14 protein-coding genes are annotated in these 16,486 nt (G+C 67.4%); 8 read left to right on the top strand and 6 right to left on the bottom strand.

Features of this window, described 5'->3' with window-relative positions:
* Positions 1–64: 64 nt before the first annotated feature.
* The gene (locus ACZ7KI_RS01605) at positions 65–1,321 is read left to right on the top strand and encodes an HNH endonuclease signature motif containing protein (protein ID WP_470271312.1); all 1,257 of its coding nucleotides are present in this window, start codon (positions 65–67) and stop codon (positions 1,319–1,321) included.
* A 160-nt stretch (positions 1,322–1,481) separates the two neighbouring features.
* Here the strand turns inward: ACZ7KI_RS01605 and ACZ7KI_RS01600 are convergent, their stop codons facing one another.
* Positions 1,482–2,402, bottom strand: coding sequence for a GbsR/MarR family transcriptional regulator (locus ACZ7KI_RS01600; RefSeq protein ID WP_470271442.1), 921 nt, complete (start codon positions 2,400–2,402; stop codon positions 1,482–1,484).
* 184 nt (positions 2,403–2,586) lie between these two features.
* Here ACZ7KI_RS01600 and ACZ7KI_RS01595 point away from each other — a divergent pair, with 184 nt between their 5' ends.
* Entirely contained in the window at positions 2,587–3,786 is a 1,200-nt protein-coding gene (locus ACZ7KI_RS01595; RefSeq protein WP_470271311.1) for a cytochrome P450, read from the top strand.
* A 69-nt stretch (positions 3,787–3,855) separates the two neighbouring features.
* Here ACZ7KI_RS01595 and ACZ7KI_RS01590 read toward each other — a convergent pair whose 3' ends face one another.
* On the bottom strand, positions 3,856–4,407 hold the full coding sequence (locus ACZ7KI_RS01590; protein WP_470271310.1) for a snapalysin family zinc-dependent metalloprotease: 552 nt from the start codon (positions 4,405–4,407) through the stop codon (positions 3,856–3,858).
* A gap of 192 nt (positions 4,408–4,599) precedes the next feature.
* Between ACZ7KI_RS01590 and ACZ7KI_RS01585 the strand changes: the two genes are divergently transcribed.
* The 6 genes from ACZ7KI_RS01585 to ACZ7KI_RS01560 all read left to right on the top strand — a co-directional run bounded on the left by ACZ7KI_RS01585 (position 4,600) and on the right by ACZ7KI_RS01560 (position 11,508).
* A complete protein-coding gene (locus ACZ7KI_RS01585; RefSeq protein WP_470271309.1) occupies positions 4,600–7,230 on the top strand; it encodes a P-loop NTPase fold protein in 2,631 nt (876 codons plus the stop codon).
* Positions 7,231–7,265: 35 nt separating this feature from the next.
* Positions 7,266–9,026 carry a substrate-binding and vWA domain-containing protein gene (locus ACZ7KI_RS01580; protein WP_470271308.1) on the top strand — a complete coding sequence of 587 codons (1,761 nt, stop codon included), beginning with the start codon at positions 7,266–7,268 and terminating at the stop codon, positions 9,024–9,026.
* 1 nt (position 9,027) lies between these two features.
* On the top strand, positions 9,028–9,540 hold the full coding sequence (locus tag ACZ7KI_RS01575) for a hypothetical protein (protein WP_470271307.1): 513 nt from the start codon (positions 9,028–9,030) through the stop codon (positions 9,538–9,540).
* Between the two features lie 60 nt (positions 9,541–9,600).
* Positions 9,601–9,966, top strand: coding sequence for a hypothetical protein (locus ACZ7KI_RS01570; RefSeq protein WP_470271306.1), 366 nt, complete (start codon positions 9,601–9,603; stop codon positions 9,964–9,966).
* Between the two features lie 29 nt (positions 9,967–9,995).
* Positions 9,996–10,697, top strand: a complete 702-nt coding sequence (locus tag ACZ7KI_RS01565) for a Crp/Fnr family transcriptional regulator (protein ID WP_465502966.1) — start codon at positions 9,996–9,998, stop codon at positions 10,695–10,697.
* Between the two features lie 121 nt (positions 10,698–10,818).
* Entirely contained in the window at positions 10,819–11,508 is a 690-nt protein-coding gene (locus ACZ7KI_RS01560) for a hypothetical protein (protein WP_470271305.1), read from the top strand.
* Between the two features lie 153 nt (positions 11,509–11,661).
* On the opposite strand, the gene ACZ7KI_RS01555 is transcribed toward ACZ7KI_RS01560, so the two are convergent.
* The 4 genes from ACZ7KI_RS01555 to ACZ7KI_RS01540 all read right to left on the bottom strand — a co-directional run bounded on the left by ACZ7KI_RS01555 (position 11,662) and on the right by ACZ7KI_RS01540 (position 16,373).
* Entirely contained in the window at positions 11,662–13,098 is a 1,437-nt protein-coding gene (locus ACZ7KI_RS01555) for a DUF1996 domain-containing protein (RefSeq protein WP_470271441.1), read from the bottom strand.
* A gap of 298 nt (positions 13,099–13,396) precedes the next feature.
* Positions 13,397–14,914: a tripartite tricarboxylate transporter permease gene (locus tag ACZ7KI_RS01550; protein ID WP_470271304.1), complete on the bottom strand. Its 1,518-nt coding sequence runs from the start codon at positions 14,912–14,914 to the stop codon at positions 13,397–13,399.
* A complete protein-coding gene (locus ACZ7KI_RS01545) occupies positions 14,914–15,408 on the bottom strand; it encodes a tripartite tricarboxylate transporter TctB family protein (protein ID WP_465460697.1) in 495 nt (164 codons plus the stop codon). Before ACZ7KI_RS01545 ends, ACZ7KI_RS01550 begins: the two co-directional genes overlap by 1 nt.
* Complete coding sequence (locus ACZ7KI_RS01540) at positions 15,405–16,373, bottom strand: Bug family tripartite tricarboxylate transporter substrate binding protein (protein ID WP_470271440.1); 969 nt, start codon at positions 16,371–16,373, stop codon at positions 15,405–15,407. The genes ACZ7KI_RS01545 and ACZ7KI_RS01540 overlap by 4 nt, the downstream gene beginning before the upstream one ends.
* Between the last annotated feature and the right edge of the window lie 113 nt (positions 16,374–16,486).

Here is a 16,486-nt window from a genome sequence, read left to right as displayed (position 1 = left end):
TCGGCAACGTCTTACGGTGGGCGTGTGATCGGAAACTGTCGGTGGTCGATCGTATGTTCGTCGGGTGGATACCTACAAGGCGGCGCCTGTGGCGCTTCTCGAGGACATTGTTGATCCTGATCTTTTGGAGTTGGTCAATGCTTCGGTAGTTTCGTTGGGAGATAAGGATTCCGTGGCTGTGGCGAAGGCTGCGTCGGCGGGGATCGCGCGGTTGGAGGCGGTGCGGTTCCGGGCGTTGGCTCAGCTGAGCCGGCATCGTGGGGGTGCGGGGAGTGTGGTGCAGGAAGTCGCGGTCGAGTTGTCTTTTATGGACAATCACGCGGGTGCGATGGTCTCTGCCGCGGCCGCGTTGACTACGCGTCTGCCTTGCACGCTGGCGTTGATGGATCGGGGGAAGCTGTCTGGTTTCGGTGCGATGAAGGTCGTCGCCGCCACGGCGTGGTTGTCGGATGAGAACGCGCGTGCCGTGGATGCTGTGCTGGAGGATCGGTTGCCGGGCAGGAATGCCGATCAGATCCGGAAAGCGGCGAATCACGCGGCGAACATGGTGGATCGTGATGGTGCGGATAAGCGTGCGAAGCATAACCGGGAGGGGCGTCGTCTCAGGGTGCGGCAGGGCGAGACCGGGGTGGCGTCGATCGAGGTCGAGGACGGTCCCGCCGAGAAGGTCACCGCGGCTTACCGGCGGATCGATCGTGAAGCCCGCGCCTTGCGGAAGGATGGGGAGACCCGGACGCTGGATCAGCTGCGTGCGGATATCGCGCTCGATCTGCTGCTCGGCGGGCAGGGCGGTACCAGCGAACGCACCGAGGTGTTTCTGTACATGGATCTGTTCACCTATCTCGGCCTGAACAACGACCCCGCCGAGCTGGCCGGACACGGCCATATTCCGGCGGGGTTGGCACGGCACATCGCGACCGGGCCGGACACGGTGTTGCGCCGGATCATCACCGACCCGCTCTCCGGGCAGGTGCTGGATCTCGGGCGGGATCGGTATCGGCCGTCGGCGGGTCTGGGCGAGTTTGTGCGAGTCCGGGATCGTGAATGTCGAAGACCCGGCTGCGGGCGTCCGGCGCAGGCCTGCGATCTGGATCATGTGGTGCCGTGGCAGTTCGGCGGCCACACCAACGCCGATGAGTTGATCGACCTCTGCCGCCGCGACCACCGCCTCAAAGACGAACCCGGCTGGAGTTATCGCCTCGCCCCTGACGGCACGCTGACCGTCACCACCCCCACCGGACACAGCTACGACAGCACACCACCGCCCCTCCACGAACCCCGCACAGAAGGCCCTCTGGCCGGCGAACCGCCACCGTTCTGAGCGCCGTTGCCGGGAAACGGCGATCGCGACCGGGTACAGCCGATGTGTAGCGCTGACAGTCGAGTCGCTCCGGCTCCCGACCGACGGACGAAACCCTTCATCGCCGAAAAACGGCGACAGCCCACCGTCAGCCACCCCCTCGTCGACAGAGCCCTAAAACTCACGACCCCAAAGCCGCCAACTGCGCCGCAGTCAGCCGCTCCACCAACACAACCGCCCGGAATTCCCCGCCCCCATCCACCAGCCCCACCGGCCCGGCGATATGCGGGTACTCGGTGACCACCCGCAAGGCGGTCGAAACCCGCTCGGAGGACCACCCCAGCGCCGCCGCGAGAGCCGGAGCGGACAGTGCGCGGCCGGCGTGCAGGAGTGCGGCGAGGACGGTCGGCGCGTCGCCGGCGTAAACCGCGACACGGTCGTCCAGCATGACCTCGTTGATGCGCGCGTGGAAGCGGGACAGGTCGTCCATGCGGGCACCCGCCGGGGTCGAGGTGCCGAGGACTTCGGCGCCCTGGCGGGAGATCTTGACCCATTCCTGGTTCGAGCGGACGCTCTCGGCCCACACTCGCTGCGGCATCTCCTCGTCGATGACGTACCGTTCGCGCCGGCCGTTCCGTTCCCGTTTCAGCATCGCCTGCTTTTCGAGGTAGGCGACGGCGTTCGAGATCGACGCCGGACTGACCTGGAGCCGCTGGGCCAGCTCTGCCGCGGTGAGGACACCGCCGTCGCTGACGGCCAGGCACGCGAGCACTCGCGCGGTCATCCGGGGCAGTCCGGTCGCCACGATCATCTCGGTGAAGTCGGCCGCGAAGGCGCGCACGGCTTCCGGGTCCCGCCCGTAACCGTTCGAGACGACGGGGATGGCCCGTGGCCGTGGTTTGCGGCGCCGTGCGCGGTCCCCGGTCATCCGGTTCGCTTCTTCGGCGCGGTAACCGGAATGACCGCTGTTGCGCGCGACCTCCCGGCTGATCGTCGACGTCGGGCGACCGAGCCGCCGGGCGATCTCGGCGTAACCGAGGCCGTCCTTGAGCCAGGTCGCGATCAACCGTCGGTCCTCCTGGGTCAGCCTGCCGCCCGGCATGGGCACCTCCGGTGCGTTCAGTCGCATATCAATGCAACACCGTGTTGCATTCATCGACAAGACCGTTGCAACGATTTCCGGAAATCTACCAGGCGCAACACCGAAAAGACCAGGATACGTTTTTGATGAACCTGTAAATGCAACGTAGCCTTCGGATATGGCTGAAAATCTGGGAGGAACAGCTGTGACCACTTCGGTACCCCATCTCACGGAATTGCCCCTCGACCGGACGGCGGGCTGCCCGTTCGATCCGCCCGCCGAGCTCGGGCCGCTGCGCGACGCACATCCGCTCGTCCGGCTCACGTTTCCCGACGGTCACGAAGGCTGGTTGGCGACGGGCCACGAGCTCACCCGGGCCCTCGTCGCGGACCCCCGTTTCAGCGCACGACAAGAACTGCTGCATTCGCCGCTACCGGGTCCGGCGGCGATGATGGTGCCGCAGCCCGCGCCGCCGGGGATGTTCATCAAGATGGACGGAGCCGAGCACGCGCGCTATCGCAAGCTGCTCACCGGCAAGTTCACCGTCCGCCGGATGCGGCTGCTCACCGAACGGGTCGAGCAGGTGACCGCGGCGCGTCTCGACGCGATGGAGAAACAGGGGTCACCCGCCGATCTGGTGACGGACTTCGCACAGCCGATTCCGGCGCTGATGATCTGCGAACTGCTCGGTGTTCCCTTCGAGGACCACGACTTCTTCCGCCGTAACGTCGCCCCGCTGAACCAGCCGGACGCTCCGGTCGCCGAGCAGGAAGCCGCCATCAACGCGCTGGGGGAGTACCTCTACAAGCTCGTCGTGGCCAAACGTGCCGAACCGACCGATGACATCCTCGGTGAGCTGACCACCACGGAACTCACCGACGAGGAACTCACCAGTATCGCGTTCCTCTTGCTGGGGGCCGGTTTGGACACCACGGCCAACATGCTCGCGCTGGGCACCTTCGCGCTGCTGCGGCATCCGGACCAGCTCGCGGTCCTGCGCGAGGACCCGGAGAGTGTCGATGGCGCGGTCGAAGAACTGCTGCGCTACTTGAGCATCGCGCATACGGGTGTGCGGACCGCGCTCGAAGACGTCGAAATCGGCGGGCAGCTCGTCAAGGCCGGGGAATCGGTCGCGCTTTCGGTGCAGGCCGCCAATCGTGATCCGCTGAAGTTCCCCGACCCGGATCGGCTCGACCTCCGCCGGAAGGCCGCCGGGCATGTTTCCTTCGGGCACGGTGTCCACCAGTGCCTCGGTCAGCAACTCGCGCGAGTGCAGATGAGGATCGCTTTCGCCGGGCTGTTCGCCAGGTTCCCGGGGCTGCGCCTGGCCGTCCCGGCCGACGAGGTCCCGCTGCGGACGGACTCCGATATCTACGGCGTGCACGCGCTCCCGGTGGCGTGGTGAACCCCGCGACGATCCCCGTGGGAAGGTGACCGGCCAGGGGGTGCCGGGCGGGCACCCCCTGGCGTGGGATCAGCCGACGTCCACGAGGACCTTGCCGGTGTCGGCGTTGCGCACGGCGGTGCCGGCGTAGTTCTGCTGAACCCTGGCCTTCTCCTGGGCGTTGGGGTTCACGTTGGCGCAGCTGACCCCGCCGGTCGAGCCGGACATCAGCGACGAGCACGGCCCGGGCTTCACGTCGGGAAGGCCGAGGCTGTGGCCGAGTTCGTGGGACGCGATCCGGGTCTTGTTGTAGCCCTGCTGGACGGCCTGCCTGCCGTACCAGACGGTGACCGTGCCGCTCGGGCGAACCGGTCCGAGGGTGGCGCGCGGCCAGCCGTCGTCGGCGATGATCCGGATGTTGACCCGCTGCCCCGGCGTCGCCTTCACGATGCGGACGTTGGTGACGTTGGTGTTCCAGACGTTGACGCCGGCGGCCACCGCGTCCTTGAACTCCGCGGCCTGGCTGTCGTCGTAGGTCAGGGTGGTCGCCATGATCTCGGCGGCTCCGGCGGAGGGCGCCGAAAGCATCGAAAGGGAGAGCGCGGCGCCGGTGAGCACCGCGGCGAAGGTACGTCGAAGCACGTTTTACTCCTCGCGTTAAGGCGTGCTGGAATTGCGGAGCAGTGTCGACACTTTGGTTCGGGCGAGAGGGACCTCTGAGTAGTCCTCCGTTGCCTCCGCGTGATGTTAGGACCTGTCGAGGTCGTCGCGGAACCCGCCGATAGTCGCCTGTCGTTAACCATGATCTTGACGCGACCGGAAGACTGTCCGGCTATGACGACGGCACGTTTCACCGGACACGAAGAACCCATCCTCGCCGTCGCGGTGCACGGAAACCGGCTGGTCACCGGCGGGACGGACAAGACGGTGCGGGTATGGGACCTGGAGACGGGCACGCAGCGGTTCGCGTTGAGCGGCCACGAACGGCCGGTCCTCGCGGTGGGTATCTCGGGTCAGTACGTGGTGGGTTGCGATGGCGCGACGGTGCGGCGCTGGCGGCTCTCCGGTCGCGAGGCGCAGCCCCCGGAGGTACAGACGACCAAACGGGCACTCGCGGTCGCGGTGGCGAAGGAGTTCGTCGTGTCCGGAGTGGGAAGCACCGTCGAGGTCCGGCGGCTGGACGGCGTGACGGAGCGCGGCTTCCGTACCGGTGGCCCGGAGATCGAATCGGTCGCGGTGACCCCGGACGGCCGGGTCGTGGTCGCCGGTGACGACACCGGCGGTGTGCGGCTGTGGGACCGCGAAGTCGTTTCCCACTACCGGTTCGGCGGCGCGGGCGCGGTACACGTGGTCGCGGTTTCGGCCGACGGCGCGCGGGTGCTGTCCGGCGAGGGTGAGACGGTCCGGTTGTGGGGGCGGAAAGGCGATCCCGCCCTGGTCTTCCCCGGGCACGCCGGGGTGGTGCGGGCGCTGGCCTTCAGCCCGGACGGGAAGCTGGTGCTCTCCGGCGGTTCCGGCGGCCAGATGTACGTCCGCGACATCGAGAACCCCGCCGAATACACCCTCCTCAAGGGACACGAGGGCAACGTCCGCGCGATCGCCTGCACCGCGGGCAACGAGAAGATCGTCTCGGTCGGCGACGACCGCACGATCCGGGTGTGGGACCGCTTCGGCAATCAGATCGACGGCACCGGTTTCGTCGAACCCAAACCGGGGCGAGCCCGGCCGCGGATCACGCCGGACGTCGAGAGCGCGATCGATCTGATCGGCTTCCAGGACGACGTGCGCACGCTCGCCGCGGTCATCGCCGACCGCGAGACGAGCCCGCCGCTGTGCGTCGCGCTGCTGGGCCCCTGGGGCTCCGGCAAATCGAGTTTCGTACGGCAGGTGGCCGATCGCGTGGCCGAACTGGCCCGGCGATCCCGGGGCGACGCCGCCAACAGCGTGTTCGCCGGCGAGATCCGGCAGATCCGGTTCAACGCCTGGCAATACCACGACGACCATCTGTGGGTCGGCCTGGTGGATCACCTGTTCCGGAACCTCGGCGCGCCCGAGACGCACGCGGACGCCGACGAGGTCCGCGCCGAACGCGAGGAACTGCGGACCCGGCTCGCCGGTCTGCGGGCCGTCAAGGCGGATTCCCCGCTCACCTGGCGCTGGCGGCTGCTGGTGTCCGGGGTGGACCGGGCCGAACGCCGGCGGCGGCGGCTCGCCGTCGCCGGGTACGCGGTGCTCGGTGTGCTCGGCCTCGTCGCGGCGAGCACCGGATGGGCCTTGTGGCACAACGCGATCCTTGCCGCGGCGGGCGCCATCGTGGCGCTCGGCGCCGTGCTGACCCCGGCGCTCACCACCGCGAGAGCCGCCCTCGCGCCGGTGAAGTCCACATTGGACAAACTGCGGCACGACGTCGACAAACGGGCGGAACGGTTCGAGACCGAGGTCCGCGAAGCCGAGGAGCGACTTCGTCGGCTGGACGCGGCCACGCGGCTCGGCGAGCTGATCGAAGCGGCGAAGACCGGCAGATACGGGGACTACCAAGGGGTTTTCGCTCGCGTCCGGGAGGACCTCGCGCGGCTGAGCGCGGATCTGGGGGACGCGCGCAAGGACTGGCAGCTGGCTGGCGGCAAGGGCGAGCCGCCGCTGGAACGGATCGTGCTCTACATCGACGACCTCGACCGCTGCCCGCCGTCGAAGGTGATCGAGGTGCTCGCCGCGGTGCACCTGCTGCTGGCCCTGCCCGCGTTCGTCGTGGTGGTGGCCGTCGATCCCCGCTGGCTGCGGCGATGCCTCGATCAGCACCACGAGGAGTTGTTCGGCGCAGGGGAAGAGCGCCGGTCGGAGTATCTCGACAAGATCTTCCAGATCGTGTTCGCGTTGCGCCCCATGGGAGGCGCGGCCGACGAACTGATCGACGCCCTGATGCCGATCGAAGGCAGGGAACCGGCGGCGCGCGGACAGGAGGAATGGTCCGACGACGGGGAAACCCTCCAGCGTGGCGAAAGCGGTGAGCCGAGGGAGGTCATCGTCAAGGACACGGCCCCGCCCACGTTCTACAACATGCGGCCGGACCGGTTGCGGCTCACCGAAGTCGAACGCGATTTCGTCCACGTGCTGCGGAAACGGCTGAACACGCCACGGGAGATCCGGAAACTGGTCAACCTCTACCGGCTGGTGCGCATCGGTATTCCCGACGCGGAACTGGCGCGGTTCGTCAGCGGACCCTACCGGGCGGTGCTGGTGCTGCTGACCCTGCTGGTCGCTGATCCGGACTCCGCGCGCTCGACCTTCGTCGCGCTGTCCGATGGGGAATCGTTGTCCGAATCCTTTCCACCTGAATGGCGGCTAGACGTCGAATCCTTCGATGATCTACAGGTCTACCGGAATTGGGTGGGCACCCTCGCCCGCTTCAGTTTCGAAACCTACGATCTGGTGACCGAGGAAACAGAACCGGGAACCACGTTGTAGCTACACTTGCCCGCTACGACGTCGAGGGGGCGCGCATGGGGAGATCAGGCTGGCTTTCGCTCGCCTTCGGCGCGCTGGTCGGGACGCTCGTGATCGTCCTGCTGGCGACCGTCGTGACCGCGCCCTCGAACGCGCTCAGGACCGATTGCGTCCGCCTGGTCACGAGTTCCTCCACGGAGAAGGGCGACCTGATCCGCGAACTCGCCGAGCGGTACAACAACACCGGCCGGACGTTCGACGGCGGCCGGTGCGCCAAGGTCGAGGCGTTCAAGAAGACCTCGGGTGCCGCGCTCGACCTCATCGCCGACGGCTGGAACGACATCGACGAGCAGCAACCGGAACCCCAGGTCTGGCTGCCGAGTTCGTCGCTCTGGGTCGATCTGCTGCGCCAGCGCGGAAAGGGCGAGCGGATCAGGACCGGGCCGAAGACCTCGCTCGCGACCAGCCCGATGGTGATCGCGATGCCGGAGCCGATGGCCAAGGTGCTCGGCTGGCCGGAGAGAACGCCCGGCTGGGGTGACGTCCTGGAAATGAACCGCGACGGTGGCTGGGCCTCGAAGGGGGCGGCGTACGCCCAGTGGGGGAACTTCACGCTCGGCAAGGACAACCCGCGGCGGTCGACGTCCGGGCTCGCCGCGACCATCGCGACCTACTTCGCGGCGACGGGCGGCGACTACGGCAAGATCGGGACCGCGGAGACCGTGCAGTTCGTCCGCGGTATCGAGGCGTCGGTCGCCTACTACAGCGACGATTCGGTGGCCTTCCTGAAGACGCTGTACGAAGAGGACCGCAAGAAGCCGACGCCCTACATCAGCGCGATGGCGATGCAGGAACAGATGGTCTATCTCTACAACCGCGGCGTGCCGACCGGGGACCCCGCGCAGCTGAAGGGGAATCCCGTCGCGCCGCTGCGCCCGCTGGTCGCCGTCCACCCCAGGGAAGGGACGATGCTGATCGACCATCCCTTCCTGACCACCGCGAACGCGACACCGGAGCAGCAGGCGGCGGCCAAGGACTTCTACGACTTCCTCCTGGAGACCGAACAGCAGAAACGGTTCCGTGATCTCGGGTTCCGGGACCCCGGTGGTAGCGGGAACCCCGAGCTGGCCAAGGCCGTGGGCACGCAGGAGACCCAGGAGCCCCCGAAGATCGGCGTCCCGACCGGTGAGCAGATCCAGAAGATGCTGGACGGCTGGGAGTACACGCAGCGTCGCGGCCGGATCCTGCTGGTGCTGGACCTGTCCGGATCGATGAACGAACCGTTCGACAAGAACCGCAAGGACAAACCGTATTCCGAGAGCCGGATCGCCCTGCTGAAACCCGCGATCCGGAAACAGCTCGAGTACCTGCATCCCGAAGACGAGGTCGGGCTGTGGACGTTTTCGACCAACGGGCCAGAGGAAAAGATGCCGATCGGCAAGGTGAAGGACGTCCGGGGCCCGATGATCGATCTGGTCGAGAACCTGAAACCGAGCGGGGAGACCGCGCTCTACAAGTCCGTGGTGGAAGCCAACACCAAGATGCGGCGGGAGTTCGACCCGAACGTCATCAACGCCGTCGTGGTGCTGACCGACGGCGAGGACACCGCCGCCGGGGTCACCAAGGATCAGGTGCTGCAGAACGTCGACGCCGAACGGCTGGACAACTCCGTCCGCATCTTCACCATGGCCTACGGCGCGCAAGCCGACAGCCGGGTCCTCGACGAGATCGCGCAGAAGTCCAAGGCCCGCAGCTACCAGGCCGTCGACCCGCACGGCATCGACAAGATGTTCGTCAACGTCTTCAGCAACTTCTGACATGGCCGATCCCGACAACCGCCCGTTCCACGTCGTCACCGGTGTGCTCACGGTCATCGCGGGCCTGCTCGGTCACTCGGTGACCTTGCCGCATCCACAGGCCTGGCTTTTCGGTGCCGTCGCCGCGTTCGCCGTGCTGATCCCCGCCGAGGCCGCGTTCTTCGTGCTGAGTGGCAGGCGACCGGCGAAGAGGACGGAATTCCGCGCGCCCGAGCCCGCCGCCGGCTACGACCATTACAGCCTGCTGGGCCGCGCGCTGACCGCCATCGAAACGGCGCAGCCTGGCGAGACGGAGCTTGCGAGAGTCATCCGGCAGGCGGTGGCGAAACTCGAAGAACGGGCCGGGGACAACTCGCCCGCGGTCGTCGAACTGCGGGTGACGGTCAAGCAGACCACCGAGAAGCTGGAGCGGCACGCGCGGGACGAGAACCCCGATCCGATCATGCTCGGCTATCGGCTCACGCTGTACCGGGAAGCGCTCGAAGAAGCGATCGCGGCCGTCGAACCGGGCTGATCGGTGGCGAGTGTTCGCTGCCGAACAGACTACGGCCGTGCGTCATGCTGATCTGACAGTATGCCGTTGATCGGGCGCCGGGTTGTCGAGGGCGTGGAACATGTGGTCGTGCCGGTGGAGCACCGGTTCAGCCTGGAGGAGGCCGTGCTGGCGGTGATGGCCGCCAAGAGCACCGTGCGGCCGGCCCCCGGGATCAAGGTCGCTCCGTTGAAGGTGTCAGAGGTACGGTCAGCGCTGCTCTACGCGGCGAAACACGCCGACAGACGACACCAGATCGTGGACAGCTATTTCGTCGAGGCCGAAGACGGACCGTTGCACCGGCTGGCCGAGTGGATCAGATCGGAGCTGGTCCGGCTGGGCATCTTCACCACGCACGATGGTTCCGCCGCCGGAACGGGTGGCCGATTCGGTTACTCTCCGCGATAGGTGTTCACGACTGCCTGGGAGGGTGTTTCGTGGGTTTGGGCCCGGAGGCCGCCGAAGAAAGAGAACGTCCGTTCCTGGAGCGGCTGGACGAACCCGTCCGTGCCCGGTTGCTGGAAATGGGCACCCCGCAGACCTACGAGGGCAGACAGGCGCTGATGCGCGCGGGTGAGCCCGGTGACTTCGTCATGCTGCTGCGGCACGGCTACGTGAAGGTGACCAGCGCCGACCGGATGGGGGCGACGGTCATCCTCGACGTCGGGGTGCCCGGCGATCTGCACGGCGAGATCGCGGTGATCGCGGGCGGCATCCGGATGGCCGACGTCGTCGCCATCGAGGAGGTCCACGTCCGGCGGATCGCGGCGAGCGAGTTCAACCGCTTCCTGCTGGACCATCCGTCGGCGATGCGGGAGGTGCTCGTCAGCGTCGCCCGCCGGTTCGTGCTCGCCCAGCGTCAGCGGACGCAGTCGTGGAAACCGCAGGCGGTGGCGCGGGTCGCGACGCGGCTGGACTACCTCGTCGACGTCTGCGGGATCCGGACGCCCGCCGGCTGGCGGATCGGGATCCCGTTGAGCCAGGACGAACTCGCGCAGTTCATCCCGATGGGCCGGACCATGGTCGCGCAGGCACTGGACAAGCTCCGGAAGGCGGGAGTTGTGGCCAGTTCGCGCCGTGCGATCACCGTCGTCGATCGCGAAGCATTGCGGGTGATCACGGAAAAAGGTGTGACTTAGCTCACTGGCGTTGACCATGGCGGGGTCAGGTTCTGTTCGGTTCCGAACAGAACTTCCGGTGAGGAGTGGGAACACTGCTTCGTGCCGCCAGTTTTCACCGATCAGGGGAGGGGTCGCAGAGATGCAGGTGCTGACCTCAGGCCATTACAACGCGCACACCCATGCCGTGCTCGCCGTCGACATCGTCGGTTCGTCCAAGGCCAGCGATGACCTGCTGGATCCGATGAAGACCGAGATGGAGACGCTGGTTTCGCGCTCCTTCAACGCGGTCGGGCTCGCGCCGGGGGAAGCACGTCATTTCCGGGAGACCGGCGACGGGCTGATGGTCGCGTATCCGGATCGGGCCGTCGGGCAGCTCTGCGAGGTCGTGTTCCATCTGGACCATCTGCTGCGGTCCCGCAACCGCTACGCCCGCGTCCCGATGCGAGCGCGAGTGGCCGTCCATATGGGACCGATGGCGGACAACCACCGCTACCACCGCACGTACATCACGCTGACCCGGCTGTTGTGCGCGTCGACCTTCAACGACGCCGTCGGCTACTGGTGCCGTCTCGACCCGACAGGCGACAAGTTCGGCGCCGGGATGATCGTGTCGCAATCGGTGTGGCGCAACGTGGTCGAGCCTTTCGGTGTCGCATTGGTCCCGCCGGCGCGTTGCGGCCGGATCAGTGTCACCACACCGGATTTCGCCGACAGCGCGTGGATCCACCTGCCAGGCCTTGACGCCGACGCCGTGCTGGCCGAGGTCGACCCGGCGGTGCCCGCGCCGCTCGTGTTCGACCGGGTGAGCCGGTTGTCGACGACGGCCTGACCCCAGACCGGGTGGTCCGGCTTCCAGGGAGGGAAAGCCGTATCGCTCGCCGGTTCCTGGCCCGGTACCCCTACGCCGGGCCAGGAACCGGACCCCGGCGCGGGGGTGGGGGCGCGGGTCATCCCCGCCGCGCCCCCACCTCTCACGGCGCAGCTACTGGCGGCAACTCTTCCCGCTGTTGATGCACTTCACCAGCTGGTTCATCAGGCACTGCGACATCACGTTCGCGAAGTCGTCGTGGTCGGAGCGCGGGTTGTGCTTCTCCTGCGCGAACGCGTCGACCGCGTATTGCCCGGCGAGCTGGACGGCGGGCGGGATGTCGTAGGTCAGCGTGATCCGCAGCTGCGGCACGTTCTTGAAGCCGCGCGGGCATTTCCCGTTGCGGTCGGAGAACACGATATGCGTGCGGTGGTTGGCGCTGTCGGTGTTCTTCCCGTCCCAGCAGTTCGGGAAGGCGTGGACACGCGTGACCTTGCTGCCCTGCGGGCAGATCGGGTAGAGCTCGGTGAGCCGGTCTTCGAAGCCGCTGCAGGTCCAGCTGGGCCGGGCGTTGGCCGGGCCGTTGGTGGACTGCTTGGCGTCGCCGTAGAGCACCCGCAGGAACTTCGGCATCGCGACGACGCGACGGGCGCCGCCGCTGGTGAAGGTCAGGTCCACCTTCGCGGGGCGCTGGATCTCGCCTTCGTTGTCGCCGATCTCGTTGTTCTCGTCGACACCGGGAAGTTCGGCGGCCTTGCCGTCGGCCTTCTTCTTCTCGACGTCACCGCCCTTGGCGACCTTGCTGTTCTCGCCGCCGTTGTCGAGGCCGCCGTCACCGTTCTGCTTGACCGCGCAGCCGGTGAGCTGGTCTTCGGGCTTCGCGACCGGTTTGCCCGCCTGCTTCATCTGGTCGGCGATCTTCTTGATCGCCGCCTTGCGCTTGTTCTTCAGCTCGTCGAGCACCGGGGCGGCCTGTTTGCCTTGCGCCAGCTGGTTGTTCGCGTTGTCGACGTCCTGGTCGATCTTGATGAGGCCGTCGTTGACCGCGTTCATGGCCTGGTCGGGAACGTCCTCGAGTTCACTGGCCACGTCGGGGCAGTCGGCCTGCGGGGAGGCTTCGTCCTTGGCCGCGTTCACGCGGTCGGCGGCGAGCTTTTCCTCGTTCGCCGCTTCGTTTTCTTCCTCTTCTTCGGTGTTGATCCGGATGACCGGCCAGAAGTAGGCGGATTTGTCGCCGTTCTTGCAGGTGGTGCCCGCGCGGAGAAGGCTCTTGTTGTTCGAGTCCGCGTTGGTCGAGAGGTTCCCGACGTAGTCGTGAAGGTGCTCGGCTCCATTGCGGACACCGGGCTGCGCGATGAAGTTGTCGCCGTTGAAGTGGCCGTTCTCGTTGCGGCCGCAGTCGACGGTGAACGTTCCTCGTGCACCTCGTTTCGCGAGGTCGAGGTTGACGTTGTTGCCGCGGGGGACCTTCGTGATGTCGATGAAGAACGACTTGTCCGCGCCGTCGGCCCTGGCCGCGTCGGGGGTTCCGGTCGTGTTCACCACGACGATCCCGCCGACGGCGAGAGAGAGCGCGATGGCGCCGGTGGCGAGTTTGGTCCGGCGTGCCATGCGGTGGCGGCCGGCTGATCTTTCGTTACGGGGCATGAAATTGTTCACCTCGTTCGGTGTCGTTTCGCGGGGCCCGGGGGATGCGTGACCGGCATCACCGGCGTCGCTGACCCCGCGTTGGCTGAAACGGCCACAGCACGAGGGCGGTTCAAAACGCGATCTCGCTGTTATCCTTTCGTAATATATGGCGAGGTGATGCAAGGCACACGAACGACGGCGCGAGACGGTTCACCGCGACGAAAAAGAAGACCCGGCCTCGGGGCAGTCGAGGCCGGGTCTTGATCGGGGTTACCGCAGGTCAGACGTCCACCTTGTCCTTGGGTTCCGCCTCGGCCGCGGGCGGCCGGGAAGGCAGGAGACGTTTGATCAACGGGAAGAACACGATCAGCAGGATGATCGCGTAGACCACGATCGAGAACGGGGTGTTGAAGAGCCCGCCCAGATCGCCGTCGCTCAGTTGCAGCGCGCGCCGCATCTGCTGTTCGGCGGCCGGGCCGAGGATGACACCGATGATCGCCGGCAGCACCGGCAGGCCGTAGCGCCGCATCGCGAAGCCGAGCAGGCCGATCACGAACATGACCAGAAGGTCGAAGATGTCCGCGTTGACCGCGTACGCGCCGACGCTGGCGAAGAACAGGATGCCCGCGTAGAGGTACGGCCGCGGGATCCGCAGCAGCTTCGCCCACAGCGGCGCCAGCGGCAGATTCAGCACCAGCAGCAGCGTCAGCCCGACGAACAGCGACGCGATCAGGCCCCACACCAGTGACGACTCCCGCTCGAACAGCAGCGGTCCCGGCTGGATGCCGTACTGCTGGAACGCCGCGAGCATTACGGCCGCGACCGCGGTGGTGGGCAGCCCGAGCGTCAGCATCGAGACCAGCGTCCCGGCGGCGGAGGCCGACGCCGTCGCTTCCGGGCCCGCGACGCCTTCGATGGCGCCCTTGCCGAACTCGTCCTTGTGCTTCGAGAGCCGCTTTTCCGTGACGTAGGAGAGGAACGTCGGGATCTCCGCGCCACCGGCGGGTACCGCGCCGAACGGGAAACCGATCAGCGGACCGCGCAGCCACGGCTTCCAGGTCCGCTTCAGGTCGGCGCGCGAGAGCCACGGCCTGCCGACCGGGATCGGCTTGAACGCGTTACGCCGCAGATGCGCGGCGACCCACAACGACTCGCCGACCGCGAACAGCGCGACCGCCACGATCACCACGTCGATACCGTCGGCCAGATGCAGCGAGCCGAAGGTCAGCCGCTGCTGGCCGGTCATCTCGTCGAGCCCGACCAGTCCGATGGTGAGCCCGATCAGCAGCGAAGCGACGCCGCGGATCCGGGAACCGCCGAGCACCGAGGTGACCGCGATGAACGCCAGCACCATGATCGCGAACAGGTCCGGCGCGCCGATGTCGACAGCGTGTTTCGCGATCACCGGGGCCAGTACGACCAGCGCGATCGTGCCGAGGATGCCGCCGACGAAATGCCCGATGGCCGCCGCGGCCAGCGCTTGCGCGCCGCGTCCCTTACGGGCCATGGGATTGCCGTCGATGGCCGCGACGACCGCCGCGCTCTCACCCGGCGTGTTCAGCAGGATCGACGTCGTCGAGCCGCCGAACATCCCGCCGTAGTAGATCCCGGCGAACATGATGAACGCGCCGGTGGGCTCCAGCCCGTAGGTGACCGGGAGCAGCAGCGCCACCGCCATGGCCGGGCCGATACCCGGCAGCACGCCGATCGCGGTGCCCAGCAGGACCCCGATCGCCGCCATCGCGATATGGGTCGGCGTCAGCGCGGTGCCGAAGCCGTCGATGAGTTGCTGAAGCATCAGAACACCTCCATCAACGGGCCACCGGGGAGCGGGACACCGAGCAGGTTGTTGAAGATCAGGAAGGTCGCGACGGACATACCCGCCGCGATCAGCGGGTCACGCACCAGGTTGCGGCTGCCGAGCGCGTACGCCGCGCCCCAGAACAGGATCGCGCCCGAGATCGGGAAGCCCACCAGGCCGATCAAGGCCGCGTTGGCGAGGAAAGCACCGCACAGCAACAGAACCGTGCGCAGGTCGGCGGGTGCGGTGAGGTCGATGTCCTCGCCGCCCTCGGCCTCTCCCTTGCCGCCGCGCAGCACGTCGCGGGCCAGCAGGACGGCGACGATCAGCAGCAGCGAGCCGACCAGGATCGGCACCGCCTTCGGTCCCACCGGTCCGCGCTGGGCGAAATCGGTCGGAATGCTCAGCGCGTCGGTGAGCACCAGCGCCCCGAGCACCAGAAGTACCACGCTCACCCCGAGTTCGGAGCGCTCCTTCAGCCACGTGGTCATGCCAGACCCAGCTCTTTCAGCACCGTTGCCACTCGAGTGTTCTCCTCTTTGAGAAACGAACCGAACTGCTCCCCGGGCGCGAACGCCCCGGTCCATCCGTTGCGCTGCAAGGCTTCCTGCCATTGCGGCGTCTTCTGCAGCCGCTCGAACAGGCCGACCAGCTTCGCGCGGTCCGCGTCGGTGATGCCCGGCGGCGCGACGATGCCGCGCCAGTTGGTGAACTTGACGTCCACACCGGACTCCGACAGCGTCGGCGCGTCGATGCCGGGGATCCGGTTCGCACTGGTCACCGCGAGCACTCGCAGCGTGCCCGCCTGGATCTGGTCGCGGTACTCGCCGACACCCGAGACACCGAAGGCGACCTTGCCGCCGAGGACCGACGCGAGCAGCTCACCGCCGCCGTCGAACTGGACGTAGTTGACCGCCTTGGGCGCGAGCCCCACCGCCTTCGCCATCAGCATCGGCGCCAGGTGGTCCGGCCCGCCGGGCGACGAACCGCCGCCGACCTGGACCGCGCCGGGGTCGGCCTTCCACGCGTCGACCAGCTGGCCGATCGTCTTGTACGGCGAGTCCTTGCCGACCACCACGATGTCCGACTCTTCGATCAGCTTCGCCACCGGTGTGGTGTCGAGCAGCGACGACGGCGACTTGTTCGTGAACACGCTGCCGACCACGCCGAGTCCCATGGACATCACGAGCTTGCCGTTACCGCGTTCGGCCACCGTGCGGCCGAGGCCGACCGTGCCGCCGGCACCGGGGAGGTTGAACACCTCCGCGTTGCCGAGCAGGTCGGCGTCCTCCATCGCCTTGGTCGCCGTGCGGGCCGTGATGTCGTAACCGCCGCCGGGCGCGTTGGGCACGAGTACCCGCAACGACCGGATCTGCGAGCCCTCGTCGGCCTCGCCGCCCGGGGTGAGCAACGGTGGCACCAGCAAGACGGCGACTAGCGCCGCCGCGATGGCCAACCAGCTACTGGGCTTCACTGTGATCCCCGCCTCTCTGCCGCGTGGTTGGACATGTTGCACTCGTGTAAACAGAGATGTCCCGCTTGCGGGCCCAATGGTTGTTGTGTTCGTTT

Source organism: Amycolatopsis sp. NPDC039088, assembly GCF_055598845.1.
This window is presented reverse-complemented; position numbering and strand designations above follow the sequence as displayed.